General features: G+C 61.0%; 21 protein-coding genes and 4 tRNA genes. 6 read left to right on the top strand and 19 right to left on the bottom strand.

Annotation, left to right across the window (positions count from 1 at the left end):
- From Q0G75_RS03310 to Q0G75_RS03290, 5 genes are all read left to right on the top strand, one after another.
- Positions 1-77, top strand: a tRNA-Arg gene (locus tag Q0G75_RS03310).
- A 24-nt stretch (positions 78-101) separates the two neighbouring features.
- Positions 102-178: transfer RNA gene (locus Q0G75_RS03305), tRNA-Arg, on the top strand.
- Positions 179-202: 24 nt separating this feature from the next.
- Positions 203-279 (top strand) — tRNA-Arg (locus tag Q0G75_RS03300).
- Positions 280-565: 286 nt separating this feature from the next.
- Complete coding sequence (locus tag Q0G75_RS03295) at positions 566-1,918, top strand: CBS domain-containing protein (protein ID WP_294415210.1); 1,353 nt, start codon at positions 566-568, stop codon at positions 1,916-1,918.
- Between the two features lie 3 nt (positions 1,919-1,921).
- Entirely contained in the window at positions 1,922-3,304 is a 1,383-nt protein-coding gene (locus Q0G75_RS03290; protein WP_294415212.1) for an NRAMP family divalent metal transporter, read from the top strand.
- Here the strand turns inward: Q0G75_RS03290 and Q0G75_RS03285 are convergent.
- Positions 3,279-3,728 carry an Rrf2 family transcriptional regulator gene (locus Q0G75_RS03285; protein WP_294415216.1) on the bottom strand — a complete coding sequence of 150 codons (450 nt, stop codon included), beginning with the start codon at positions 3,726-3,728 and terminating at the stop codon, positions 3,279-3,281. The genes Q0G75_RS03290 and Q0G75_RS03285 overlap by 26 nt on opposite strands.
- Positions 3,729-4,121: 393 nt before the next feature.
- Here Q0G75_RS03285 and Q0G75_RS03280 point away from each other — a divergent pair, with 393 nt between their 5' ends.
- Positions 4,122-4,745, top strand: coding sequence for a 5-formyltetrahydrofolate cyclo-ligase (locus tag Q0G75_RS03280; protein ID WP_294415217.1), 624 nt, complete (start codon positions 4,122-4,124; stop codon positions 4,743-4,745).
- Positions 4,746-5,009: 264 nt separating this feature from the next.
- On the opposite strand, the gene Q0G75_RS03275 is transcribed toward Q0G75_RS03280, so the two are convergent.
- From Q0G75_RS03275 to rpsF, 18 genes are all read right to left on the bottom strand, one after another.
- The gene (locus Q0G75_RS03275) at positions 5,010-6,665 is read right to left on the bottom strand and encodes a Na+/H+ antiporter NhaC family protein (protein ID WP_294415218.1); all 1,656 of its coding nucleotides are present in this window, start codon (positions 6,663-6,665) and stop codon (positions 5,010-5,012) included.
- Positions 6,666-6,877: 212 nt separating this feature from the next.
- Positions 6,878-8,431 (bottom strand): sodium:solute symporter, encoded by a 1,554-nt coding sequence (locus tag Q0G75_RS03270; protein ID WP_294415221.1) that lies wholly within the window; start codon positions 8,429-8,431, stop codon positions 6,878-6,880.
- Positions 8,432-8,631: 200 nt separating this feature from the next.
- Positions 8,632-8,811, bottom strand: coding sequence for a hypothetical protein (locus Q0G75_RS03265; protein ID WP_294415224.1), 180 nt, complete (start codon positions 8,809-8,811; stop codon positions 8,632-8,634).
- Positions 8,812-9,186: 375 nt separating this feature from the next.
- Positions 9,187-10,428 (bottom strand): phenylacetate--CoA ligase family protein, encoded by a 1,242-nt coding sequence (locus tag Q0G75_RS03260; protein WP_294415226.1) that lies wholly within the window; start codon positions 10,426-10,428, stop codon positions 9,187-9,189.
- Between the two features lie 301 nt (positions 10,429-10,729).
- Positions 10,730-11,326: an indolepyruvate oxidoreductase subunit beta gene (locus Q0G75_RS03255; RefSeq protein ID WP_294415228.1), complete on the bottom strand. Its 597-nt coding sequence runs from the start codon at positions 11,324-11,326 to the stop codon at positions 10,730-10,732.
- A gap of 1 nt (position 11,327) precedes the next feature.
- Positions 11,328-13,280, bottom strand: coding sequence for a thiamine pyrophosphate-dependent enzyme (locus Q0G75_RS03250; RefSeq protein WP_294415230.1), 1,953 nt, complete (start codon positions 13,278-13,280; stop codon positions 11,328-11,330).
- A 146-nt stretch (positions 13,281-13,426) separates the two neighbouring features.
- The gene (gene purE / locus Q0G75_RS03245; RefSeq protein ID WP_276667854.1) at positions 13,427-13,897 is read right to left on the bottom strand and encodes a 5-(carboxyamino)imidazole ribonucleotide mutase; all 471 of its coding nucleotides are present in this window, start codon (positions 13,895-13,897) and stop codon (positions 13,427-13,429) included.
- 358 nt (positions 13,898-14,255) lie between these two features.
- Positions 14,256-14,331 (bottom strand) — tRNA-Phe (locus tag Q0G75_RS03240).
- A gap of 269 nt (positions 14,332-14,600) precedes the next feature.
- Positions 14,601-15,929, bottom strand: coding sequence for a coproporphyrinogen III oxidase family protein (locus Q0G75_RS03235; protein ID WP_294415232.1), 1,329 nt, complete (start codon positions 15,927-15,929; stop codon positions 14,601-14,603).
- A 113-nt stretch (positions 15,930-16,042) separates the two neighbouring features.
- A complete protein-coding gene (gene purD, locus Q0G75_RS03230) occupies positions 16,043-17,335 on the bottom strand; it encodes a phosphoribosylamine--glycine ligase (RefSeq protein ID WP_294415234.1) in 1,293 nt (430 codons plus the stop codon).
- Between the two features lie 123 nt (positions 17,336-17,458).
- Complete coding sequence (locus tag Q0G75_RS03225) at positions 17,459-18,769, bottom strand: adenylosuccinate synthase (RefSeq protein WP_294415237.1); 1,311 nt, start codon at positions 18,767-18,769, stop codon at positions 17,459-17,461.
- Between the two features lie 45 nt (positions 18,770-18,814).
- Entirely contained in the window at positions 18,815-20,992 is a 2,178-nt protein-coding gene (locus Q0G75_RS03220; RefSeq protein ID WP_294415239.1) for an AAA family ATPase, read from the bottom strand.
- A complete protein-coding gene (locus Q0G75_RS03215; RefSeq protein WP_294415240.1) occupies positions 20,992-22,278 on the bottom strand; it encodes a DNA repair exonuclease in 1,287 nt (428 codons plus the stop codon). The genes Q0G75_RS03220 and Q0G75_RS03215 overlap by 1 nt, the downstream gene beginning before the upstream one ends.
- Before the next feature lie 35 nt (positions 22,279-22,313).
- Positions 22,314-23,726 (bottom strand): replicative DNA helicase, encoded by a 1,413-nt coding sequence (gene dnaB / locus Q0G75_RS03210; protein WP_294381767.1) that lies wholly within the window; start codon positions 23,724-23,726, stop codon positions 22,314-22,316.
- Positions 23,727-24,013: 287 nt separating this feature from the next.
- Positions 24,014-24,541, bottom strand: a complete 528-nt coding sequence (rplI, locus tag Q0G75_RS03205) for a 50S ribosomal protein L9 (RefSeq protein WP_294415243.1) — start codon at positions 24,539-24,541, stop codon at positions 24,014-24,016.
- A 15-nt stretch (positions 24,542-24,556) separates the two neighbouring features.
- Positions 24,557-24,817, bottom strand: coding sequence for a 30S ribosomal protein S18 (gene rpsR, locus Q0G75_RS03200; protein WP_042432253.1), 261 nt, complete (start codon positions 24,815-24,817; stop codon positions 24,557-24,559).
- Positions 24,818-24,835: 18 nt separating this feature from the next.
- Complete coding sequence (ssb, locus tag Q0G75_RS03195) at positions 24,836-25,303, bottom strand: single-stranded DNA-binding protein (RefSeq protein ID WP_114620663.1); 468 nt, start codon at positions 25,301-25,303, stop codon at positions 24,836-24,838.
- Between the two features lie 49 nt (positions 25,304-25,352).
- Positions 25,353-25,646, bottom strand: coding sequence for a 30S ribosomal protein S6 (gene rpsF, locus Q0G75_RS03190; protein WP_042432258.1), 294 nt, complete (start codon positions 25,644-25,646; stop codon positions 25,353-25,355).
- Positions 25,647-25,746 lie beyond the last annotated feature (100 nt).

The raw sequence follows: 25,746 nt of genomic DNA, 5'->3' as shown, positions 1-25,746 counted from the left end.
GCGCCGTTACCTCAGCTGGATAGAGGGACTGACTACGAATCAGTACGTCGGGGGTTCGAATCCCTCACGGCGCACCATTTTAACAGCGCGTTTGACAATGTGCGCCGTTACCTCAGCTGGATAGAGGGACTGACTACGAATCAGTACGTCGGGGGTTCGAATCCCTCACGGCGCACCATTTTAACAGCGCGTTTGACAATGTGCGCCGTTACCTCAGCTGGATAGAGGGACTGACTACGAATCAGTACGTCGGGGGTTCGAATCCCTCACGGCGCACCACTTAGCTTGAAATTCCGCAATGGCTCCACCGAGCACATGCGGTTTTTTGTTTTGTAGGCCAAAGAAAGGAACCCTGTTGAAGGTTCGAAAACCGAAACCTCACAGTATGTAGCCTTCCTTCGACTCCTCCCTTACGCTGGCAGCCGAAGGAGCAGGCTGCAACGCGCTCTCGTTTGACAGAAGCTTTACGTACCCATAACGCCGTTGCCGTATGGCAGACGTAGCATTATCTGGCATCCGTAAAAGCCCCTGCCGAACGCGAGCATGGACAGTAAGGGAATTGATCATGCTCTATCTCTCTCAAATGCTGGGAAAGCCGGTCGTTGACTGCACCGGTGAGAAAATCGGCACCGTATCCGACCTTGCCATCTCCACGGGCGAGGTATTTCCGCGCATCACCAGCCTGGCCTTCCAGGGTCCGGGCAAAATCCCGTTCATGATCTCATGGCGCAAGTACGTCGACGAGTTCGACGACGACGGCCTCACCCTGCAGGTCGAAGCGCACGACATCCGCTTCAGCTATCTACAGCCCGACGAGGTGCTGCTTGCACGCGACCTCATGAACCGCCAGATCGTCGACACGCAGGGCCTGAAGGTCGTGCGCGTAAACGACCTGAAGCTTTCCGTATCCGGCTCCCAATTGCGCCTGCTCGGCGCCGAGGTGGGCGTCCGCGGCATCCTGCGCGGCCTTGCTCCCTGGATCGAGCGCTCGGTGGTCTCCGTCGCCAAGGTCTTCGGTAAGAAGATCGACGAGCAGATCATCGCGTGGAACTACATGGACCTGCTGGACCGCGACCTTTCCGAAGTGCAGCTGTCCGTCACCCATAAGCGCTTGGACGAGCTCCACCCCGCCGACGTCGCGGACATTTTGGAGCAGCTGGACCCGCAACAACGTGCGAACGTGTTCGAGCACCTCGACGACGCCCAGGCTACCGAAGCAATCTCGGAGATGGAGGATGAATACCAGTCCGACTTCATCGAAAGTTTGGACAACAAGCAGGCTGCAAGCGTCCTGGGCAACATGGATCCGGACGACGCAGCCGACATCGTGCGCGACCTGTCCTACGAGCGCGCCGAAACGCTCCTTCGTCTTATGGGCGTGGAGGACGCAACGGAAATCCGCCGCTTGCTCGGCTACAAAGACGGCACCGCCGGCGGCATGATGACCACGCAGTTCGTATCCGTCGCCGACACCGACACCGTCGGGCACGCCATCGAAGTGCTTCGCGAACTTCCCGAGGACCATCCTTCCGTCCACTTCGTATACGTGCTGGACGAATACGACAAGCTGGTCGGCGTCTGCTCGCTGCGCACCCTGGTGCTCACCGACGACAAAACGCCCATGTCGAAGTGCATGTACGACGACCTGATCACCGCAACGCCGGACGAAACCGAAGAGGACGTCTCCGCCGACATCTTCAAGTATGACCTGACCGCCATGCCCGTCGTGGACGAGCACGGCGCCCTGCTGGGCATCGTCACCATCGACGACGCCTGGGACGCCATCGAGGACGACGTCAGCAGCGACAAAACGAAGACTTCCGTGTGGAAGTGGGTGGGTATTGCGACCGGTGCTCTGCTGTTCTTGATTCTGTACACCCTTGTCGTACTGCAAATCGCAGGATTCCATTGGAGGTAAGCCGTGGTTTTGAAGCAGAACAGCAAGACCGGGCGCGTTGCCGACATCGATTCGCATAATCCGCTGGAGCGCAGCAGCTTCCATACCGGCGAGGCTACACTGTCCGCCGAGCAGCTTGCGGAAAAGCAGGCGCTCGAGCAGACCGGCGGCTCCAGCAAGCAGAAGAGCAAGCTGCTGCTCATCCTGGCAGCCATGGGCCCGGGCATCGTTACGGCCATGGCCGGCAACGACGCCGGCGGCATCTCCACCTACTCGACCGTTGGCGCGCAGTTCGGCTTCGCAACGTTGTGGGTCATCCCCATCATGTGCGTGCTGCTCATCGTGGTGGAAATGACCGCTGCGAAAATGGGCGCCGTCACCGGCAAGGGGTTCGCCGCGCTCATCCGCGAGTCCTTCGGCATCAGGCTCACGGCGCTCGCCATGCTCGCGCTGCTCATCGGCAACGTGTGCACCACGTTCTCCGAGTTCGCAGGCATCGCCTCGGGCATGGAGATGTTCGGCGTGTCGAAATACATCGCCGTGCCCGTCGCCGCGTTAGCCGTCTGGCTGCTCATCGTAGGAGGCAGCTACAAGCGCGTGGAGAAGGTGTTCCTCATCTTGTCGCTCGTGTTCCTCACCTACGTGATTGCGGCATTCTTGGCGCAGCCGAACTGGGAGGATGCGGCTATCAACACCGTCGTGCCGCACGTGGTATACCAGCAGAGCTTCGTTTCACTGGTCATATCCATGATCGGCACCACCATTGCGCCATGGATGATGTTCTTCAACCAGAGCAACGTGGTTGAGAAAGGCATCAAGCCCGACGAGCTGTTCACGCAGAAAGTCGATGTGGTCTCCGGCACCGTAGCTGCTTGCTTGGTCGCGTGGTTCATCATCGTCACTACGGGCACTGTGCTGTATCCGCAGGGAATCGTCATCAGCGACGCCGCCGACGCGGCCGCCGCGCTGGCGCCGTTCGCGGGCAAATATGCCGAGGCCCTGTTCGCCATCGGCTTGATCGCCGCATCGTTCTTGGCCGCATGCGTGCTTCCGCTGACCACGGCATTCGTTATCTGCGAGGCATTCGGCTGGGAGGCCGGCGTGTCCTTCAAGTGGAAAGAAGCGCCGCTGTTCAAGAGCATCTTCACGTTCGTCATCGCGTTCTCGGCCGTCATCGTGCTCATCCCGAACATCGACCTCATGGGCGTCATGCTCATGGCCCAGTTCATCAACGGCCTGGTGCTGCCGGTGCTACTGGTGTTCATGGCGCTGATTTCGTCGGATAAGCGCGTCATGGGCAAGTTCAAGTCCGGCCGCGTGACAAAGGTGCTCATCTGGATCACCGTAGGCATCGTCTCCGTGCTCACCGCGATCCTGCTCGTTATGCAGGTGTTTGGAATCGGGTAGAACCGGAAGCGGTGTCGGATTCCTTGCCGTGGATGCGTTCAATCATGTTCTGTAGGGTGATGGAGGACATATAATCTTCCATTTCGCGTTCGACTGCGGAGCATGCGGCGGTGATGTCCTGCAGCAGGTCGCTTGCTTCCTCCCCCGCTTCCTTACGCTCCGAACGCGGTCGGTCGTTCTGCAGCGCGTTGAACACGTCAAGCATGCTGATATTGGACGCGTCCTTCGCCAAGGTGTATCCGCCGTTTTTGCCTGGACGTGCATGGATGATCCCGGCGTTGCGCAGCAGCTGCGCCAACTGGATCAGGTAGTCGCGCGGAATGGACATCTCATCGGCCACCTCGCGAGACGAGCATATCGAGCCCTTTTCCGCTAGATACAGCACCGCACGCATCCCATATTCGACCGAAGCCTTGAAGTGCACCGTTTCCCTCGTTCCTATTTCGTGTTCGATGCTCCAAACAGGGACGGACGATGTACACCTTCCCTGTTTTCTTCGTCAACGAAATCCCTGGTCATCTGCTATAGAGGCTTTCGCAAACGCATTAGAGCCACGTGCATGGATGATTCCGTGCCCATGCCCATGCTCGGGCGGTGGGCGGTGAAGCGATGCCTGCCGGAGTCCCAGCTGCACCGTGAAGCGCCGCCTGTCAGGGCCTCGGCTGGGCGCACCGCCGCCTCGTTTCCCCGTTGTTGTCATAGCCATCGCCAGACCCAACGAGTATGCTTACATACTAGCGCAAGCGATAAACCTCTACTTTATTGCTATGCTTTTTCACACGATGCTGAGATTTCGTCCATTTTTGAGGAAGACGGTATGACTTTGAAACAAGATACGCGGACTTCGGTCCTCGCCCGACGCAAAGCGATTCCCGATGCCGAGCGCAAGGAGAAGAGCCGTCTCATCTGCGAGCGATTCCTTACAGAGATCGACGAAAGATTTGCAGGCGAAACGCCCTCGTGTGCTTCCGCGAAGCAGCTGCGCATCGCCGCCTACGAGCCTATGAGCAGCGAAGTAGACGTGCACCCTCTGCTATTCACGGCATACGAACGCGGCTGGGAGGTGTTTCTGCCCTGCATGGCCAAGAACGCTCCGGATGCGCCGGCGCACATGGTGTTCTTCCCGATCACGCAGAACCACTTGACCGAGCAGCGCCCCGCCTTCCTCGATCACCCAGCACGCCCCTACCTGCTTGACGACCTGCATGCCCAAGGCTGGCGAGAAGCCGATGAGCAGCTGTTCGACGTCGCCGTCATCCCCCTGGTGGCCTTCGACAGCGGCCTTATGCGCCTCGGGTATGGCGGCGGGAATTACGACCGGTTCCTTCCCGAGCTGCGCGATGACTGCTTCGTAGCCGGCGTGGCGTTCGAAGAGCAGCGCGTCGACCACGTGCCCACCGAACCTCACGACCTCCCCCTCCCCCATATCTTCTCGGCATAGCGCGAATGCGGGCGAGATAGCAATATGGCGCGAAAAGGGACGGACGGCGATAGCATTGGCGGGCCGCTACATCTTCTAGGGATGCCCTCGAGCAAGGACGAGCCCTCACACACCCGAAAACAAGGCTAAATCAACAGGCCTTCTGTCGAAGTCAAACCCCGCGCGTTTTCCGCAAATAGCCGTTCAACAAAAAAGGGAGGGTTCCCAGCGGAACCCTCCCTTTGTTTTCTTGCCACTTTTGCGGCGCTTGCCGCGCATCGGAGTTTATTTCTTCACGCCGATGTTGGACTTGTGCAGGATCTTCACCGCAACCACGATGAGCACCGCACCCAGCACCAGGGAAATCCAGGGATTGCCCGTGAAGCCGGCGACGACATAGCACACGAAGCAGACGACCATGACGGTGGTCGCGTACGGCAGCTGCGTGGCCACGTGGCGCAGGTGGTTGCACTTCGCACCCGCAGACGACAGGATGGTGGTGTCGGAAATCGGCGAGATATGATCGCCGTACACGGCACCTGCCAGCGTCGCACCCACGGCAACCAGGAACAGCGGATCGCCCTCGTTGAACACGCCGACCACGATGGGCAGGATCAGCGCGATGGTGCCCCAGCTCGTGCCCATGGCGAAGCCGATGAAGCCTGCCACCAGGAAGATGATGCACGGCAGGATGGCCAGGCTCACGCCCAAGCTGTTCAGGAAGCTGCTCACGAAATCGCCCGTGCCGAGCATGTAACGGCAGCAACCGCCCAAGCTCCATGCCAGCACCAGGATCATGATGGCGCCGACCATGGAACGCACGCCCTCGGAGATGCTCTCCACGAAACCGCTCAGCGTGGTCAGGCCGCGCGGCAGGAACATGGCGCCGGCAACGCACAGGGCCACCGTAGCGCCGATGCACAGACCGCCGACCGGGTTCTCGCCGACGGCAGTGGCGAAGTCAACGCCCTCGAAGAAGCCGCCCGTGTACATCATGCCCAAGATCGAGAAGAAGATCAGCACCAGGATAGGCACGATCAGGTCGTAAACCTTGCCCTTCTCGGAGATGTTGAGGCCCTTGTACTCGTCGATGGCCGCCGATGCGGACTGCTCGATATCGGCCTGCTCGGTGACGACCGACTCCAGATTCGTATGGTCGTCGGGATCGGCTTCCGCCTGATCGGAAAGGCCCATGGTGGACAGCTTCTCCAGCAGCTTGCCGCCCTCAGCAGAGGCGCCGTCGGAGGACTGCGCCTCCGCCTCGGCAGCGCGCATCGGACCGTAATCGTTCTTGTTCGTGATCAGCATGAAGAACACGAAGAAGATGGTGAGCAGCGCATAGAAGTTGTACGGAATGGACTGCACGAACGTGCTGAAACCGTCGTCTCCCAGGTAACCGCCGACCGCAACGGCCCACGAGGACACCGGAGCGATGATGCACACCGGGGCTGCCGTGGAGTCGATGATCCAGGCCAGCTTCTCATGGCTGACATGGAAGCGATCGGTCACAGGACGCATGACCGCGCCGACCGTCAAGCAGTTGAAGTAGTCGTCGACGAAGATGATGATGCCCAGCAAACCCGTGAGCACCTGCGCGGCGCGCGCGTTCTTGATATGAGTGGACACCCACTCGGCATAAGCGCGGCTGCCGCCCGCCGTGGCGATGACCACGGTAAGCGCGCCCAATAACGCAAGGAACAGCAGCAACGCTCCGTTATCGGCGATTTGCAGCGCCATCGCGTTCGGCACATCGGTGAATGCCGTGACCAGCTGGTCGACGCCGACACCGTTGAGGGTGAACTGGTAGATGACCATGCCGACGAACACGCCGATGGTCAGCGACGAATACACCTCTTTAGTGATGAGCGCCAGAGCCAACGCCAGCAACGGCGGCACGATGGACCAAGCGCCGGTGCTGATAAGCTCGAAAGCCTCTTCCATTTCCCTTCCCTTTCTCCATAAGGTCCTCAAAGTCCATTGCGAATCAGTATACAAGCGCAACGGTCGAACCGCATCAGGATTCCGCCGGAGGGGTTTCACGTGAAACAAAAGGAATAGGAAGAGGCGAACGATATACATCGTCCGCCTCCTGCTCGAAAACATTCAGTTTTGCGCAGTTCGCTAACCCATTACAACAAACCGTAATCGAAAGGCTATTCCGCTGCCTTGCGTTCCGCGACCAGCTCGTGCTGGTACTCGCGGTCGATGGCGCCCTCGGGACTGGGCGGGTTCACCTCGAAAGGAACGGACTTGGTGAACAGGCTGACCACCGGCACGATGATCAGAGACAGCAGCATTGCCAGGGCACCGCAGTTGATGGGGCTGGCGATTAGCGGCGTGCCCATCAGCGTGAGCACCATGTTCCCGCTGGTCAGGCACACGCCCACGATGAAGCTGCACCACACGGCGGCCTTGGAGATGCGCCCGGAGTACAGGCCCCACAGGAACGGGCCGAGGAACGCGCCGGCCAGCGCACCCCAGGAGATGCCCATGAGCTGCGCGATGAACGTGATGGAGGAGTTGTACTGGATCAACGCCAGCGCCGCGGACACGATGATGAACACCACGATAAGGACGCGCATCCAGCCGAGCTTGCTCTGCTCGCTCATCTTCTTCACCACATTGCCCTGCAGAAGGTCGAGGGTCAACGTGGAGGACGAGGTCAGCACAAGCGAGGACAGCGTGGACATGCTGGCGGACAGCACAAGCACGATCACGATGCCAATAAGGATATCGGGCAAAGTGGACAGCATGGTCGGGATGATGGAGTCGTACACCGGGATGCCGGTGGGGCCGATCTCGATCTTGTCGGCGTACAGACGGCCGAAACCGCCCAGGAAGTAGCTGCCGCCGGCAACCACGAACGCGAACAGCGTGGAAATGATGGCGCCCTGCTTCACCGCCGGGCCGGACTTGATGGCGTAGAACTTCTGCACCATCTGCGGCAAACCCCAGGTGCCAAGGCTGGTCAGCACCACCACGCCGAGCAGGTTGAACAGATCGGGGCCGAACATGCTGACGAACGGGCCGGCCATCTGCGAGCCCTCGGCCGGGATCTGCGACAGCGTGGTGATGGCCTCGCTGAAGCCGCCGTTGTTCAGGATAACCGCCGCAATGACGGCGACGATGCCGAACAACATGACGATACCCTGCAGGAAGTCGTTCATGACGGTTGCCATGTAACCGCCCAGAACCACGTACAGACATGTGATGACAGCCATGCCGATGACACACACCTCGTAAGGAAGGCCGAACGCCATGCCGAACAGACGGGACAGGCCGTTGTACACGCTTGCGGTGTACGGGATCAGGAACACGAAGATGATGGCCGCGCTGGCAATGCGCAAGCCCTTCGACTGAAAACGCTTGCCGAAGAACTCGGGCATGGTGGTGGCGCCCAGGCGATGCGTCATCTCACGCGTGCGCGGACCGAGCACCCACCAGGCCAAAAGGCTGCCGAGAATGGCATTGCCGATGCCGGCCCACACGGCGGCGATACCGTATTTCCAGCCGAACTGGCCGGCATAGCCGACGAACACCACAGCGGAGAAGTAGCTGGTGCCGTATGCGAAAGCGCTCATCCAAGGGCCGACGTTGCGTCCGCCCAGAACGAAACCGTCGACGCTGGTGGTGGTGCGGCGGCAATACAAGCCGACCCCGACCGCTACGCCGACGAAAATCAAAACCATGCAGATTTTTGCGACCATGATCGTTCCTTTACCGATCGATATCGTGTAGACCGTGGAATCTTCCCTGTTCGGAAAGCAACTGCCCCTCGTCAAGGACACGGCTGGGCAAGCGAACGCATCTAAGTCGCCCAACCCGGAGACGCACACGGCACAAGCCCGAGTTCGCTGCGAACATACGCCACGTCTAACGGACGCACGCAGCGGCTAAGCCCCGTGTGCTACAGATATCGATAGGAATAATAATAGGAAGGAAGGCAAGGCTTCGTCGCACCGCATTCACCGGCGGTCTTACCTGCAAAAGGCATCGTTTGGACTTCGAAGGCGCACAGCATGGCAGCAAGCTCAGCGGGCTGCTGAGCGCTGCGGGATGCGGCGATATGTCCGTTCACGATGCTCATGGGCGCTACTCTACCACAGTCAAGTGCCTTTCCGTCCAGGATTTTCCCGAACGGCTACATTATTTCCTAGCAAAGCGGTTCGAATTAGCAGCAAAGGGGACGAAACCTTCGAAATGTGGTGATGTCGGACGAAAAAGACCTCCCATCGCCCTTGTCGGCCACCGCAAATACAGGACCCTGAAGCGAAGTAGAGGAATACATGCCACGCGGCCGCCGCCAGCGAACGTCGCTCATTCAAAGCCTCAAAGCGAAACTGAACAAATCGAAAACCGCGTCGCACCCTCCCCGGCAACCAACCAGGCCATCGCTCCCGAAACGCGGCGAAGCCGGGCACATGGCCCGGCTTCGATTCTCGTTTAACCTGTTCGCAAGCTTTTAGTAGCGGGAGTCGAAGATGCGCTTCGACTTCTTCTCGCTGCGCGGCAGCTCGCCCATGGGAACGCCCTTCGCCTCGGGGGTGCAGCCGATCTTCGCCTTGAAGATCGCCGCCAGCTGCTGCTCGCATTGCTCGCGCTCCTCGCCCTCAAGCGGCGTTTCGAACAGCACGGTGAGCACATCGCGGCCGTTGATTGCCTCGATCATCACCTGATACTCGGACGACGCGCCATCGGTGAACTGCAGAACCTCCTCGATCTGGGAGGGGAACATGTTGCAGCCCTTCACCTTGACCATGTCGTCGGTGCGTCCCGTCAGGATGTCGATGCGCGGGTGGTGGCTGCCGAACTTGCACTTGCAGTCGCCGGGGATGATGCGCGTCAGGTCATGCGTACGGTAGCGGATAAGCGGCGCGCCCTCCTTGCGCAGCGTGGTGAGCACCAGCTCGCCCACTTCGCCGTCGGGCAGCTGCTCGCCGGTCTTCGGGTCGACGATCTCGCAGTACACGTAGTCTTCCCAGATGTGCATGCCGTGATGCTCTTCGCAGGAGATGCCGATGCCCGGGCCGTAGATCTCGGTCAGGCCATAGATGTCGAAGATCTCGATGCCCAGCTCGTTGGCGATGCGCTGGCGCATCTTCTCACCCCAACGCTCGGAGCCGATGACGCCCTTGCGCAGGTCAAGCTTATCGCGCAGGCCGCGCTTCTCGATCTCCTCGGCAAGCAGCAGCGCATAGCTGGACGTGCCCGTGATGACGGTGGAATGCAGGTCCTGCATCATCTGCAGCTGCTTTTCGGTATTGCCGGGGCCCATAGGGATGGCCATGGCACCAAGGCGCTCGCAGCCCAGCTGGAAGCCGATGCCGGCAGTCCACAGGCCATAACCAGGGGTGATCTGGATGCGGTCGGTGTTCGTGATGCCCGCCGTCTCGTAGCAGCGGGCGAACATGGTGGCCCAATCGTCGACATCCTTCTGCGTGTAGGGGATGACGACCGGGGTGCCCGTGGTGCCCGAGGAGCTGTGAATGCGGATGATCTTCTCGTCCGGCACCGCCTGCAGTCCCAGCGGGTATGCCTCGCGCAAATCCGCCTTCTCCGAGAACGGCAGCTTCTCGAAATCTTCCTGGGTTTGCACGTCGGACAGATCGATGTCCTTGAATTTGCGAGCGTAGAAGGCCGAGCGGTCCTTCAGGGTTTTGAACTGCTCTTTGATGATCTCAAGCTGCTCCGGCTTCATCTGCATAGTATGCTCCCTTGTTCAAATGGCTTGCTTCGTTTTATTCATGCTGTGTGAGGAAAAGTGCGTAGGCGCTTCAAGCCCGAAAAGGCTGCGGGAAAGCACGGCAAATCGGCCCCAAGCCTTACAGGTCTTGAAGCTAAAGCCATCGACCAGCCAACGCGGTGCGCGCGGCTGAGGAGAAGTGGATGTCGAATACCGAAGTCATACTGGTCATTGTAGGCCAAACCAAACCGCAAGCAACCCCCAAAACCGGCAACGGGACCGATTTGCGGTCCCGTTGCTTGTTACAGAAGGTTTTTCGGCGCTACTCCCCCACCGCCACGTTGATGGCTTGCAGGTTCATATCCACGAAGCGCGGCTTGACACAAGCCGCGATCGCCGCGCGAAGGTCTTCGACATCGATGGGCACGCATCCGGTTTGCAAGGCCTTGGCGAGCAACAGGCTGTTGAGCACCTTGCGGCTGCCGACTGCCTTCGTGAGCGCGGCATCATCGACGGGCACAAGCTTCGCCTGCGTATCCGTCAGAGCGCGCTCCATGTTCGCGATCACATCGCTAGCGCGGTACGGGTTCTTCGACAGCGCCGCCGTCACCGGCTGAACCGCGGTGGTGGCGAACACCAGCGTCCCCGTAGGGGCAAGGAAAGGCAGCACGCGAGCGGCCTCTGCCGGCTCGAACGCGATGATCAGGTCAGCGGTTCCTCGGCTGACCAGGGGCGCATGCACCTGCTCGCCCTTGTTGCCGATGCGCACGTGCGACACCACGTTGCCGCCGCGCTGCGCCATGCCGATGGTCTCGGCCGTGCGCACCTGCCAGCCCTTTTCCAAAGCGGCCTGGGCAAGCACCTTCGCAGCCAAAACGGTTCCCTGACCGCCTACGCCCGTGAGCAGGATGTTCAGCATGCTAGGCCTCCTTCTTTTCGCTTGCGGCGGATGCGGCGTCGACCACGGAGATGCAGTCGAACGGGCACACCTGCGTGCACAGCCCGCACCCGTTGCACTGGCCGGCGTCGATGAACGCCTGGCCGCGCTCCCCGCTTTTCGGGCCGCGGGCGTCGATGTTGAAGCCGATGCCGGGGCATCCGATCTCGGTGATGCACTTCTTGCAACCCGTACAACGCTGAGCGTCCAACACCACAGGAGCGGCCGGCTTGAACAGCTGCACGCAGGGGCTTTCGAACATGATGGCAGAAGGTCCCTCGAAATCGAGCGCCTCACGCGCGGCGTCGATGGACTGCTGTAGGTTCAGCGGGTCGGCGTGCACGATGCACTCGAAACCGACCGCCTTCAGCACGGCCTCGATGGAAACCGGTTTGCGGCGCTCGCCCATCAGCGTCACGCCCGTGCCCGGATGCGGCTGGCTGCCCGTCATGGCAGTGGTGGCGTTGTCGAGCACGCACAGCGTAAAGTCATGGCCGTTGTACACCGCGTTCACGATTCCCGGCAAACCGCTGGCGAAGAACGTCGAGTCGCCGACGAACGCCAGGGCCTTCTTCTGCGGCTCGACCACGGAGAAGCCCTGCGCCATGGTGATGCCGGCGCCCATGCACAGGCACGTGTCCACCGCGTCAAGCGGCATGGCGTTACCCAGCGTATAGCACCCGATATCGCCGCAGAACACGGCCGGGGTCTTGCCCAGCGCGCGTTTCACGGCGTAGAAGCTGCCGCGATGCGGGCAACCCGGGCACAGCACCGGTGGGCGGACCGGGAGGGGCTGCTCAGGGTCGGCGTTGTCGTAGGTTGCTGCGTCTTCGGTCTCGGCCAACTCGGGGACGCCAAGGTAGACGGCCAAGCGGGCAAGGATGTCGTCGACATCGTTCTCACCGCGATCGCGCGCTTCGCCCGTCAGCTTGCCGTGCGTGTTGTATTCGGCATGCGTCCTGCCCGCGAACGCCAGAAGCTCGTCTTCGAGCACGTGGTCGAGCTCTTCGAGCACGAGCACGTCGGTCAGACCCTTAATGAACTCGGCGCACGTGCGCTCGGGGAACGGGAAGGGGGTGCCCACCTGCCAGAAACGATATGCTGGCAGCTGCACGCCGCGTTCGTTCGCGCGTTCCTCGAGCAAACGAAGCGCCTCGAGCGCATAGGCGGCCGACACGCCGCCCGCAACGATACCGTAACGGGTGAGCTGGCCCGCCACGCGGTGCTCGTCAACGGGATTGAATGCGCTCAAAACCGGGTTCGTCGCGTAATCGACGGCGATCGCACGCAGGCGCTCGTTGATTTCCCCATGGCCCTCAAAGGCACGCTTCGGGAAGATGACCCAGCGTGGCCCACGCTCGAAGCCCTCCTCGGGAATGGGCTTAGCGTGCGTTTCCTCGACAACATCGAAGAACGTCGAGGCATGGCACACACGCGTAGTGGGGCGCACGATAACCGGCGTCTTGTAGCGCTCCGAAAGTTCGAACGCCGCCTTCATCATGTCGAAGCCCTGATCAGGCGTTGCCGGGTCGAGCACCGGCACCTTGGCGAAGTTGCCGAACCTACGCGTATCCTGCTCGGTTTGCGACGAGATAGGACCGGGGTCGTCGGCCACGAACAACACCGTGCCGCCCTTCACCCCCACGTAGTTCAGGCTCATCAGCGGGTCGCTTGCCACGTTCAGGCCCACCTGCTTGCAGGTGAACAGCGTGCGTGCGCCGCAATACGATGCGCCGGCGAGCAGCTCGAGCGCGCTCTTTTCGTTCGTGGACCACTCCACATGGATGCCCTGAGCGGCGCCGGAAGCATGCAGCTTCGCCACGGTTTCCGTCACCTCGGACGACGGCGTCCCGGGATAGCCCGCAACAACGCGCACCCCCGCCTCAAGTGCGGCATGGGCGAACGCCTCGTTGCCCATAAGCAGTTTCTTCGTCATATGTTTCCCCGCTTCAAAGCCTGGTTTCAGGAATCGTCCCCTGTGCTGTTTCACGTGAAACAACGTGGAGAGAATCGTCTTGATACCTGTTCATGATAGCAAAAGGGCGACAGGTTGCCCCGTCGCCCTTTTGCAAGTGGCCGGCTTTACGCCTCGGCCATGGCCTTCTTCATGTCGATGATCTTCTGACGAGCACCATCGCAGCCGGTACCCATGATCTGCACTGCCAGGATAGCAGCGTTCTTCGCGCCGTTGATGGCGACGGTGGCAACCGGCACGCCGGAGGGCATCTGTACCATGGACAGCAGCGAATCCAGGCCGCCCAGGTCGCTCGTCTTCATGGGGACGGCGATAACCGGGTCGGGGGTGTAAGCGGCAACCACGCCGCCCAGGTGAGCAGCCTTACCGGCAGCGGCGATGATAACCTTGATGCCGCGCTCATGCGCAGTGGAGGCCCACTCATGCACCTCGGCGGGCTTACGGTGCGCGCTAGCAACCTTCACCTCGTACGGCACGCCGAACTCCTCAAGCTGCTTCATGCAAGGCTCCATGGCGGGCATATCGCTCTCGGAGCCCATGATGATACCGATGACGGGATTCTTATGATCGCAAGACATTTCGCAACCCTTTCAACACGTGATTTGCTTTCCAAGGCAGTGTAACGCGGAAGAAGATGCACTGCGAAAACCGCACGCAAATTATGGGAGATCGAAGTGTGACAAAGCCAAGGAAGCGAGAGCAGCAAGGCTAGGGAAGCAAAACCGAGAAAGCTGAATCAGAGTAAACACCCTAAGCAGCAAGAGAGCCGAGCAACTGCGGATCCGCAGGTTCGCAGAAGATCCTGGCAACGGATTCGGAAAGGCAAGGCCAGGATAACGGAACCAACACAGCACGAGCGAAATTGCGAAACCTGAATAACAGGTTCGAAAACAACAAAAAGCCCGATGGCTTTCACCATCGGGCTTTTGAAGTTCATGGTGGTCGGAGGGGGACTTGAACCCTCGGCACGGGGATTTTCAGTCCCCTGCTCTACCAACTGAGCTACCCGACCAGAAGTCGTTCGTTGCGAACGCGAGTTAGTATATTACGGCAGCAAACGTTTTTCGTCAACCCCGATTCAGAACTTTTTTGAGATACGTTTTCCTTCCCCAGGAAAGCTTACCCAAACAACCCCTAAACGAGCACTTGACCAGCAAATATGCAACACGCTTGAGACCGCTCGGCAACAGCAGCGAACCTATGCATACCTTGCCGCTAAGCAGCTAGCTGCGAAACCACCGCCATAACGCGACTCGCGCGTTCTTTCGGCAACGCACCCCGCTACTTGCACTCGGCACAGCCGCTGCCGAACAGCAGCTCCTTCTCCTCGCCGGGAAGCGCAGCGCGGGCCTGGTCACGCAGGTTGTTCACGCCGATGAAGAACTGACGCATCATGACGACCAGCAGGTAACGACCCTTCGGGGTCAGCGTCAGCTCGTCAGCGTTGTCGGTAGCGAACGCGCCCGAGGCCTTCATAAACGCCATCTCCACCGGCAGGCCCATCTCCACCGAGCAGCCGAAGTCCTTCTTGAACTGGCGTTTATCAAGGCGCAGGCCGAACAGCTGCATCATGAAGCGATAACGCATGCGATCGCGCTTGCTAAAGGTGGTTTTGCCCATGATAGACATGTGACCTGCCTCGATGCACTTGTTATAGTCCTTCACGCTGAAGGTGTTCACATACAAGTTGCTGCCCAGGTACGTGATACCGCCGCTGCCGATGGCCGGATACTCCTCGTAGTCGACCACGTACTCGTCGATCATGGCGTCCTCACCGGAGGCCGACGTGTTCCTCTTGTTGAACGTCCACGCCGAACCGTGCTCGAACAGGTGCAGCGGGCCGCCCGTCAGCAATTCGCTGATGATCTCGTAATACTTCTGCTCGCGAGCGTAATCAACCTTGCCAACGGTGCGCGCAAGGCTGCGCTCAACCGACGGCGACGCCATCAGCGGGTAGAACGTGGTCTGCGTGCAGCCGCTCTCGATGACGCGCTCGATATCGTTGATCAGGATGTCCTCGGTTTGCGCCGGGAAGTTGAAGATCATGTCCGCGTTCATAGACACGAAGTACGGGCTGGCGTCCTGGATGCGCTCGAGGATCTCCTGGCCGCAGCCATACTTGTCGTAGCGGTCCATCTGCTTGAGCAGGCCATCATCGAAGCTTTGCACGCCCACGGACAGGCGCTGCACGCGGCCCTGCAGCTTGTCCAGATAGCTGGGAATCAGGTGGTTCGGGTTCGTCTCGCTCGAAACCTCCTGGATATTGAACAGCTCGCGCGCCTGGTCGATGGTGTCGCACAGCTCATCGATCATGATGGTGGGGGTGCCGCCGCCGATGTAAACGCTGTCGAAATCATAACCCAGGTCCTTCAGCATGCGCATCTCCTTGCGCATGTTCTCGAAGTACGGGCGGGCGCGCTCCTCGCTGAACGGGAACCTGTTGAAGCTGCAGTACGGGCATAGGCGCTCGCAGAACGGCACGTGCATGTACAGCATGTAGCGTTTCCCCTGCTCAGGTGCAGGCATCATCACCTCATCGGTGGGTTTGAGCTTCAGGTATTGGTTCGTGCATTGGCGAACCACGTTCGTAAGCAGGCGCTCTGACAGCATGTACGCGCGCTCCTTTTCTCGTCCTAGTGAAAACGGTAGGAATTATATCCTACCGTTTCAGTCTCATATAATCTCGACGAAAGCTTCGCTCCCCGTGCACGAAAGACGCGGCCTTACGCCCAAGCTCCGCGACCTGCGGCGGCCTTCGCGCCGATGTCGGAGCGCAGCTGCTTGCCCTCGAAGTTGATGACGTCGCATGCCTCGTAGGCCTTCGCACGGGCATCGTCGAACGTCTTGCCCAGCGCGACCACGTTGAGCACGCGGCCGCCAGCGGTAACGAGCTCGCCATCGGCGTTGCGGGCGGTGCCGGCATGGAACACCGTCACGCCATCCATAGCCTCGGCATCCTCAACGCCCAGGATGACCTTGCCCTTCTCGTACTTGCCCGGGTAGCCGGCGGAAGCCAGCACCACGCACACGGCCCACTGGTCGTCCCACTCGAGCTCGATGTCGTCGGGACGGCCTTCGGCCACGGCCATCATGACGTCGACCAGGTCGGTCTTCAGACGCGGCAGGACGACCTGCGTCTCGGGATCGCCGAAACGGGCGTTGTACTCCAGCACCTTCGGCCCCTCGGGCGTCAGCATGAAGCCGCCGTAGAGCACGCCGCGGTAATCGTTCTTGAAGGGCTCGCGCGCCGTTGCCGCCGCGGCGACCTTCATCATGTGCGTCATGTCGGCAAGCTCCTCATCGGTGACGATGGGCACCGGGGAGTACACGCCCATGCCGCCCGTGTTCGGGCCGCGGTCGCCGTCGAAGGCGCGCTTGTGGTCCTGGGCGGTTGCCATGCAGTGCGCCTTGCCGCCGGAGACGAACGCGAGCAGCGAGCACTCCGGGCCGGTGAGGCACTCCTCAACGAGCACCTTCGAGCCCGCAGAGCCAAACGCGCCGTCGAAGCAGCTGCGCACGGCGTTCTCCGCCACCTCGATGGTATCGGCAACGACAACGCCCTTGCCAGCTGCCAGGCCGTCGGCCTTCACGACGACGGGAGCGCCCAGCTCGTGCACATACTCAAGCGCCGGCTTCAGCTCGGTGAAGCTGCCATAGCGAGCCGTGGGAATGCCGTTGGCCTGCATGAACTCCTTGCTGTACGTCTTGCTACCCTCGAGCTGCGCACCCTGCGCATCGGGACCGAAGACCGCCACGCCAGCTTCGCGCAGCACGTCGGCCACGCCCGCCACCAGCGGCGCTTCCGGGCCGATGACCACCAGGTCGATGGCGTTGCCCTTCACGAACTCCAGGACGGCCTGGCCATCCTCGGCGTTCAGGCCCTCCACGTTCTGCGCGACGGAGTCCGTTCCGCCGTTGCCCGGGGCCACGTACAGGTTGTCGGTACGGGGGGATTTCGCCAAGGCCCACGCAATGGCGTGCTCACGGCCGCCGCCGCCCAAAACCAAGATGTTCATGTAACTAACCCTCCATTTCCAGCTCTCGGATAATATGCGTGTGCGGGACCGCAGATTCATGCAGCCCCGCACGGGATTCGCTTCGCTATTCAGTGACAGCAGTCCATCAAGTTTATCGACGCCTTACCAGCCGCGCATGATGGTCTGGTCGCGATCGGGGCCGACGGCCACGATGCTGATGGGCACGCCCACCTTCTTCTCGAGATACTCCACGTAGCTCTTGGCGTTCTCCGGCAGCTCGTCAAACGTGCGGCAGGAAGTGATGTCCTCGCCCTTCCAGCCGGGCAGCTCCTCGTACACGGGCTTGGCGTGGAACAGGACGCTTTGCTGCATGGGGAAGTAATCGTAACGCTCGCCATTGCACTCATAGGCCACGCACACCTTGATGGTGTCGAAGGCGGAAAGCACATCGAGCTTGGTCAGGGCCACGTCGGTCAGGCCGTTGACATCGGCGGCGTAGCGCGCGATGACGGCGTCGAACCAACCGCAGCGGCGCTTGCGGCCCGTGGTCACGCCATACTCATGGCCGACCTGGCACAGCGTCTCGCCTTCCTCGGCCTCAAGGCCTTCGCCGCCGTCCTCGGAGTACGTCAGCTCGGTGGGGAAAGGACCGCCGCCGACGCGGGTGATGTAGGCCTTCTGGATGCCCAGCACGCGGTCGATGTTGACCGGGCCCACGCCCGAACCGGTAGCAGCGCCGCCGGCGCAGCAGGAAGAGGACGTGACGTAGGGATACGTGCCGTGGTCGATGTCGAGCAGGGTGCCCTGCGCGCCCTCGAACAGGATGGACTTGCCCTCGCGCACGGCGTTGTTCAGCATCTGGCTGGTCTCGGCCATGTACGGCTTGAGGATGCGGGCGTACGGCAGGTACTCCTCGCAGATCTCCTCGACCGTGTAGGTGTGCAGGCCGTAGATCTTCTCCAGGATGGCATTCTTCTGAATCAGGGCGGTTTCGACCTTCAGGCGGAAAATCTTCTCGTCCATGAGGTCCTGGATGCGGATACCCTTGCGAGCCACCTTGTCCTGGTAGCACGGGCCGATGCCGCGCTTGGTGGTGCCGATCTTATGATCGCCCAGGCTCTTCTCATCGGCGCCGTCGAGATCCTTGTGGTACGGCATGATGACATGCGCGTCGCAGCTGATCTTGAGGTTCTTGCAGGAGATACCCTCGGCCTCGAGCATGGCCATTTCCTTGACCAGCACGCCGGGGTCGACCACCACGCCGTTGCCGATGACGGGAATGGCGTTCTCGTACATGACGCCGGAGGGCATCAGGTGAAGCGCCAGCTTCTTGTCGCCGTGGATAACGGTATGGCCTGCGTTGTTGCCGCCCTGATAACGGACGACGTAATCGTATTCGCTAGCAATGAGATCGGTGATCTTGCCTTTACCTTCGTCGCCCCATTGGGCGCCAACCAGAACGGTGCTGGGCATGTGTGCGCATCCTTTCGATAACAGTGTCGCAACCCTCACAGTGTACTACAGAACCACTTCGGTAAGGCCCGGATCGGCCACGCGCATGGTTTCAACGATTTCTTCATGGCAGGTCAGCAAAATGACCTGACGGTGACACGCCAGCTGGGCCAATGCCTTCGCCGCACCCGCACGGCGCTGGGAATCGAAGTTCACCAGGATGTCGTCCGCGATGATGGGAACGGCGCGTCCCACGTTGTCGGCGGTGACGAGCAGCGCAATACGCAGCGCCAGGTACAGCTGCTGGCACGTGCCCAGCGACAGATGCACGGGCTCGCGCACGGTGCGCAGCGCGTCGGTCACCTGAAGACGGCCGTCGGCGCTCATGGACACCTTCACCCACTTGCCGTCGGTCATCAAGCTGAGCAGCTCGCTTGCGCGGGCGTACACCTCGGGCTGGCTTTTGCTCTCCCACGACGCGATGGCCGCCTCGAGCATATGGCGCGCCAGCAGCAGCTTCGCGAACTCCATGGCCGCCTCGTCGCGGCGCGTTTGGAGCTGCTGGGCCTGAAGCTTCAGCTCGTCGAAGCTGCGCTCGCCCTTCGCTTGGGAAAGCAGCTGGCGAAGCTCGCCGTAGCGGCGGTTCAGGTGCTCGCTCGTCTCCATCAGACCCTCGCGCTGACGCGTTTTGCGCGCGATGAAGGCGTCCACGGCCTCGAGCGTTCCGCGTTCGCGGCGCATGCCGATCTCCGCGTACAGGCCCTCACGCGTTTCGCGGGCCTTCTCTAGCGACTCCTCCAACGCCGTGCGGCGTGATACGAGCGCCTGCTTGCGCTGCACGTACAGGGCGTTCTCCGCGCGAACGTCCTTCGCCTCATCAAGCAGCGCACGAGCGTGGCGCAGGGAATCCTTCGCCTCGGAAAGCCCCGCGGCGGCAAGCTCGGCCCGTACGGCCTGGCGTTGTTTCCCCTGTTCGGCCAGGCATGCTTCCAGCTTCTTCTTGTCCTGCAGCATGACCCAGTGCCGGTCCTGAACGCGTTGGGAGCGCTCATCTCCTTTCCTGCCCGGCTTGAACAGCATGATCAGCGAGGCGGCGGCGAGCACCACTGCCACCAACACCAGGAAGAATCCCAGCGCGGTGAACGACAGGCTGGTGATCTCGCGGCCATGCATGAACAGCGGGATGCCCGCGAACATGAAGGCCACAGGCAGCGCCACGGAAAGACCGATCTGCACGCGCTGCTGACGGCGTGCGCGCATGCTCTCATCCTGCTCATCCTGCGTTTCGAGCATCGCCTCGTAGGCCGCCTTCGAAGTTGCGTAGTTGTCGCGCGCTAAGTCGACGGCGTGCTCCGTCTTCGCCTCCTGGACGGCAAGCGCCTCAATGCGATCGCGCAGATGGCGTTCCTCAGTGGCCGTGATGCCCGCCAGCTCTTCGGGATGCTCGCGCTGCGCCAGCCTATGCTCGCAGCGCAGGCTCTCCTCCTGAGCGCGCAGATCGGCGATCTTTTCCTGCAGCTCGGCTTCGTCGGCCTCGGTCTTCTCCAGCGTTTTGCGATTCGCCTTCAGCGTCTCGATGGCGGTATTGAGGTCGCCGATCTTGGCCAGCAACTCATCGCGCTGCGGCTTCAGCTCGGCGAACTCGTGGTCCTCGCGCTTCAGGCGTTCTACACGATCGGATTCGACGGCGATGCGACGGCGCAGCTCATCCTGCTCCGCTTCGAGCTTCACCAGCGATTTCTCGGACGCAGCGGCCTTTGAGGTGAACTGCGCCAGGCGATCTTGCAGCGCGATCAGCGCATGCGCCGGGGAAGCCCCCGTGCCAGAACCGGCCGTGAGCAGCTTGGCCGTCACATCGGTGGTGTTGCGCAGCTGGCGCAGCTCGTCGCTGGTCAGGCTGAACATGGTGCGATACGTTTCGCGGTCGATGTCGTCGGCGACCGACGCGTCGCCCTGCAGCCCATCGGCATTGCGGATGCGCGAGACTCGCGATGCCTCCGAGCCGTCCTCGTTGGCGAAGAACAGCGTTCCCGCACGTTCGGCGTTATCGGGCTTATAGGTGTTGCGTTGGCCGCGGGCCTCTTCCCAACCGAACAGGACGCCACCTACGAACTGGGCAAACGTGGTCTTGCCGGCCTCATTGCGGCCGAACACCACGTTCATACCCGGCCCGAACGGCCCGATCAGACGGTTGGAGAACGCCCCGAACGCGTCCATCTTGATATGTTCCAGATACTTGCCCACTAGCGCTCTTCCCCTTGCGACAGCATATCGAGCACCAGGTCCTCGGCCTGCTCCGACAACTTCCCCACCTTGCCGGCGCAGCTCGACGGCATCTGCAGCCCTCGATCGAGGAACTCCTGCTGCAGGAAGGCCACCTGCTCTTCGGGAAGGAATCGCTGCGTCTCGGCCACACGCAAAAACACCGCCGGAAACAACCCTTCCTCACGCAGGGCCTGCTTATCGCGCGGCTCCTTCGTTTCGTCGACCATGGTGTCGCAGAAGAACGACGCGTACGAATCGTTCACATGCTTGCGCAGGTCCTCGAGCACATCGGGACGGGAAAGCACCTCGTGAAGCGCGGTCGTGCCCGTCAACACGATGCGCGAGATCATCTCCTCGCAGTGCGCTTTGCCGTTCGCACGGAACAGCTCCCGAATGATCAGGTCGCTGATCTCGGGCAACGTGGTGCAATCGGACACGTCCACGCGCAGGCGCTGCCATACCACGCTTGCCGTGGGGATGAATTCAAGCTGCGGGACCGCGCCTTGGGAAAGCGTGACCAGCTGCGCCCCGCGCGGACCCGTTTCCTTGATGTCGCGCCCCTGGATGCACCCGGAGAACGCGATGCGGGGGCCATCCTCGCCGGGATGGATGTATCGCATGTGGATATGCCCGCACGCCCAGTAATCCATGCCGGCGGAAAGCAGCACCGAGGGGTTGACCGGCGCTTTCACGGGGTCCAAGTTCAGCCCGGTATGCAGCATGCCGATGGCGAAGGGGACCTGCGCAACGTCAGGTTCGCGCTGCTGAAGGGCCGCAAGCGCCGCATTTCGCGTGATGCCGTCGGCAATGCATTCGTCTATGGGCCACGATTGGTTGTAGTATCCGCGGCCGCCGATGATGCAAAGCGGCTTCCCGTTGCGCCTGAACAGCTCGAAACCCGGCTTGTCCGCCGGCAGCATATGGACGTTCTCCGGCAAGGAGAACGTGCTTTGCTGCCACGAGGTGTAGGGATCGTGGTTGCCCGTGATCAGATACACGGGGATTCCCGCTTTTCCCAGCGTTCGCATTCCCTCGAAGAAACGCAGGTAGTCGCCGTATGACGCGCGCGACGCGTCGAACACGTCGCCCGAGATGACCACGAAGTCCACCTTGCGGGAAACTGCCGTGTCTATGACGCGATCGAATGCTTCAGCGATGGCCTGCACCAATCGGGCAGCCCACGCAGGCGACACCTTGGCAAGGCCGCGGAAAGGCGCGCCAAGGTGAAGATCGGCGGTGTGGAGGAATGTCAGGCTCTCAGTCATAGCTTCAGTTTACCCCGGCCCCGTCGTTGCGTGCGCTACATATAGTCGGGAACGCGTGAATCGTCGATGAAGTCCATGAAGCGCGTGTATTCCGCGTTGAAGGCGAGCGTGATATCGCGCGTGGGACCGTTGCGGTGCTTGGCGACGATCAGCTCTGCCGTACCCAAGTCGGGACGGTCTTCGCTTTCCGCTTCCATCTCATCCATGCTTCGGTCAATGAACATGACGATGTCGGCGTCTTGCTCGATAGCGCCGGATTCACGCAGGTCGGACAGCATCGGGCGCTTCTTGCCGCGCATCTCCACGGCACGGGAAAGCTGCGACAGTGCGATGACAGGCATGTCCATTTCCTTGGCAAGCACCTTCAGGCCACGAGAGATTTCAGCGACCTCGACGGCGCGGTTGCCGTCGCGGCGCGCCTGCGGCGGCTGCATCAGCTGCAGGTAGTCGACGATGATCAGGCCCTTTTCAGCGTCGCGCAGCTCACGACGCGCCTTCGCGCGCAGTTCAAGAATGGAAAGCGCCGGCGTGTCGTCGAACTCGATCTTCAGTTTGGAAAGGTTGCTGGATGCCTCGATGATGGCGGCCCAGTCCGCGTCCTGCACCTGGCCGGCGCGCAGCTTCGACAAGCTCACGCGCGCCTCGGATGCAAGAACACGTTGCACCAGCTGGGAGGCGCTCATTTCCAGCGACAAGAACGCCACGGTGGCGCCCAGTTTCGCCGCGCTCGTGCACAGGTTCAGGGCGAAGGCCGTCTTGCCTACACCAGGACGAGCCGCAAGGATGACCAAGTCGCCGCCGCGGAAGCCGTGGAACAGGTCGTCGACGTCCTTGAAGCCCGACGCAACGCCCGAAATCTTGTTTTCCTGCGCTGCCATCTCCTGCAGTTCTTCGAAAGCATCCACCAGCAGCGTATCGATGCCGGTAAACGCACTGGACACGCGCTTCTCCGTGACCGCGAACAGCGTTTTCTCCGCCTGCTCCACAACGACGCCTAGGTCGTCAGGGGCATCGTAGGCAAGCGAGCGAATCTCACCGGATGCGCGGATAAGATCGCGCAGAATGGACGTGCGCTTGACGATCTCAACGTGATTCTGCCAATTGACCAGGGCGAACGAATTGCTGGCAAGCTCCAGGATGTACGCCTGGCCTCCAACGGCCTCAAGCTGGCCCGATGCCTTCAGGTTATCGGCAACCGAGATCTGGTCAAGCGGGATGTGACGCGTGTAAAGATCGAGCATGGCCTCGAAAATCCGCTGATGGGCAGCTCGATAGAAGTTGTCAGGGATAAGTTTGGCGGCAACGTCCTCGATGGCTTCCTGATTGAGCAGGCACGCCGCCAACACCGATTTCTCAGCTTCTATGTTCTGGGGCTCCATTTTACGGATCGAGGAGCTCTCAGGCACCTCAGGGGCGAAGTCGGGATTGTAGGGAACGTCAACGGGCATGCTGCTCATCCTTTCTTGTATCCGGCTTATCATACCGCACTCGGAGTTGCGCCGCGGATACCGCAGGGCGTCACCTGAACACCGACAGAAGCGCTAAGCAAGATTGGTGCTCCGCACACCGCCTAAATCTCTGCCAGGCAATAATGCACCCCTCTTCACCTGAAACAGCGATAAGCGCCATGTGATACGCCCAAGCAGGAGACACGCACCCCTGCTAATGGCTCCTAAATAAAAAATCCCCCGCACATGAGTGCGGGGGATTTGCTAGTTCGCTTTAAAGCGCTGAGTTATTCAGCGGCCTCTTCAGCAGCAGCCTCCTCGGCGACAGCCTCGGTCTCGACCTCTTCGGCCTCTTCCTCGGCAGCAACCTCGTCGATGCCCACCAGCAGCGTAACCGTGGCCTTGATGTCACGGTAGATGGAGATGACGACCTCGTGCTGACCGGCGGTCTTGATGGCCTTGCCAGCCTCGATGCGACGGCGGTCGATCTCCACGCCCAGAGCCTCCTTGATGGCCTCGGCGATCTGGGTGGCGGTAACGGAGCCGAACAGCTGGCCCTCTTCGCCGACCTTCGCGTCGACCTTCACGGAAGCACCGTCGAGCACGGACTTCAGCTTGTCAGCATCGGCCAGGCGAGTAGCCTCGCGCTTGGCGATGTTGTTCTTGCGCATCTCCAGCTGCTTCAGGTTGCCCTTCGTAGCCAGGATGGCGATGCCCTGAGGCATCAGGTAGTTGTTGGCAAAACCGGGGGCCACGTCCACGACGTCGCCTTCGCCGCCCTTGCCCTTGAGCTCTTGGAGCAGGATGACTTTCATGGTTCCTCCTTGCGCCTAGCGATTGCGGCGGTCGCCGCGGCCGCTAATTGCGGGAACCGCGTAGGGCATCAGAGCCATCTCGCGAGCGCGCTTCACGGCGTTCGCGATGTCACGCTGGTGCTGGGTGCAGGCACCCGTCACGCGGCGCGGCTTGATCTTCCCGCGGTCGGTAACATACTTGCGCAGCATCTGAGTATCTTTGTAGTCGATGTACTCCGCGTCCTCTTTGCAGAACTGGCAGTACTTGCGACGAGGCTGCTTCGCGTAGTCGGACATTTGGTAAACCTCTTTCGCTTAAAACGGGATGTCTTCGTCGTAAACCGAAGCAGAGGCATCTACGATCGGAGCTGCAACGGGAGCGGCCATCGGAGCGGGCTGCGGGGCATAACCTGCGGTCATACCGTTGTCGTAACCCTGGTTGGCGTTGTTGCCGTTGCGGCTGGACATGAACTCCAACTCGTCGACGATCACTTCAAGCTTGCTACGGCGCTGACCATCGCGCTCCCACGAGCTGTAACGAAGCTTGCCCTCGATGGCCACTTTCGTGCCCTTCGTAAGATAGGGCTGCAGCTTCTCGCCACGGGTGCCGAACATGGTGCAGTCGACGAAGTTCGGGTAGTCCTCCCATTCGCCGGTCTGCTGGTTCTTGCGGCGGTCGTTGACCGCAACGCCGAACCCCAGGATGGCCATACCGCTTTGCGTGGAACGAATTTCGGCGTCGCGCGTAAGATTTCCGCTGATCATGACACGATTGATGCTCATGTGTATCTACCTCTTCTCATGCTGGGACCTTGTGGGCCCCTACGTAATCCTATTCGCGGTCGGTGCGCTTCACGATCATGTGGCGAACAACGACATCAGAGATGCGCAGCACGCGATCGAGTTCTGCAACCTCGGCGGGATCAGCGTGGAAATCGATGAGGGTGTAGACACCGTCGGTCAGACCATTGATCTCGTAAGCGAGTTTACGCTTGCCCCACTCGTCAACGTTGTCGACGGAACCCTCAGCGGACGTGATAATGCCCTGGATACGATTCATCGTATTTGCACGGGTTTCCTCGTCGGTAGACGGAGCAATAATAAACAGCAGTTCGTAAGCCTTCATCAGCTCACCTCCTTTGGACTTTACGGCCCCGGGCTGGTGAAGGCATACACCGGGGCAGGAATTAGCCTGACTATATTATCAAGCCCGATTCCTTAATGCC

Source organism: uncultured Senegalimassilia sp., from assembly GCF_934636665.1.
Lineage (GTDB): Bacteria > Actinomycetota > Coriobacteriia > Coriobacteriales > Eggerthellaceae > Senegalimassilia.
This window is presented reverse-complemented; position numbering and strand designations above follow the sequence as displayed.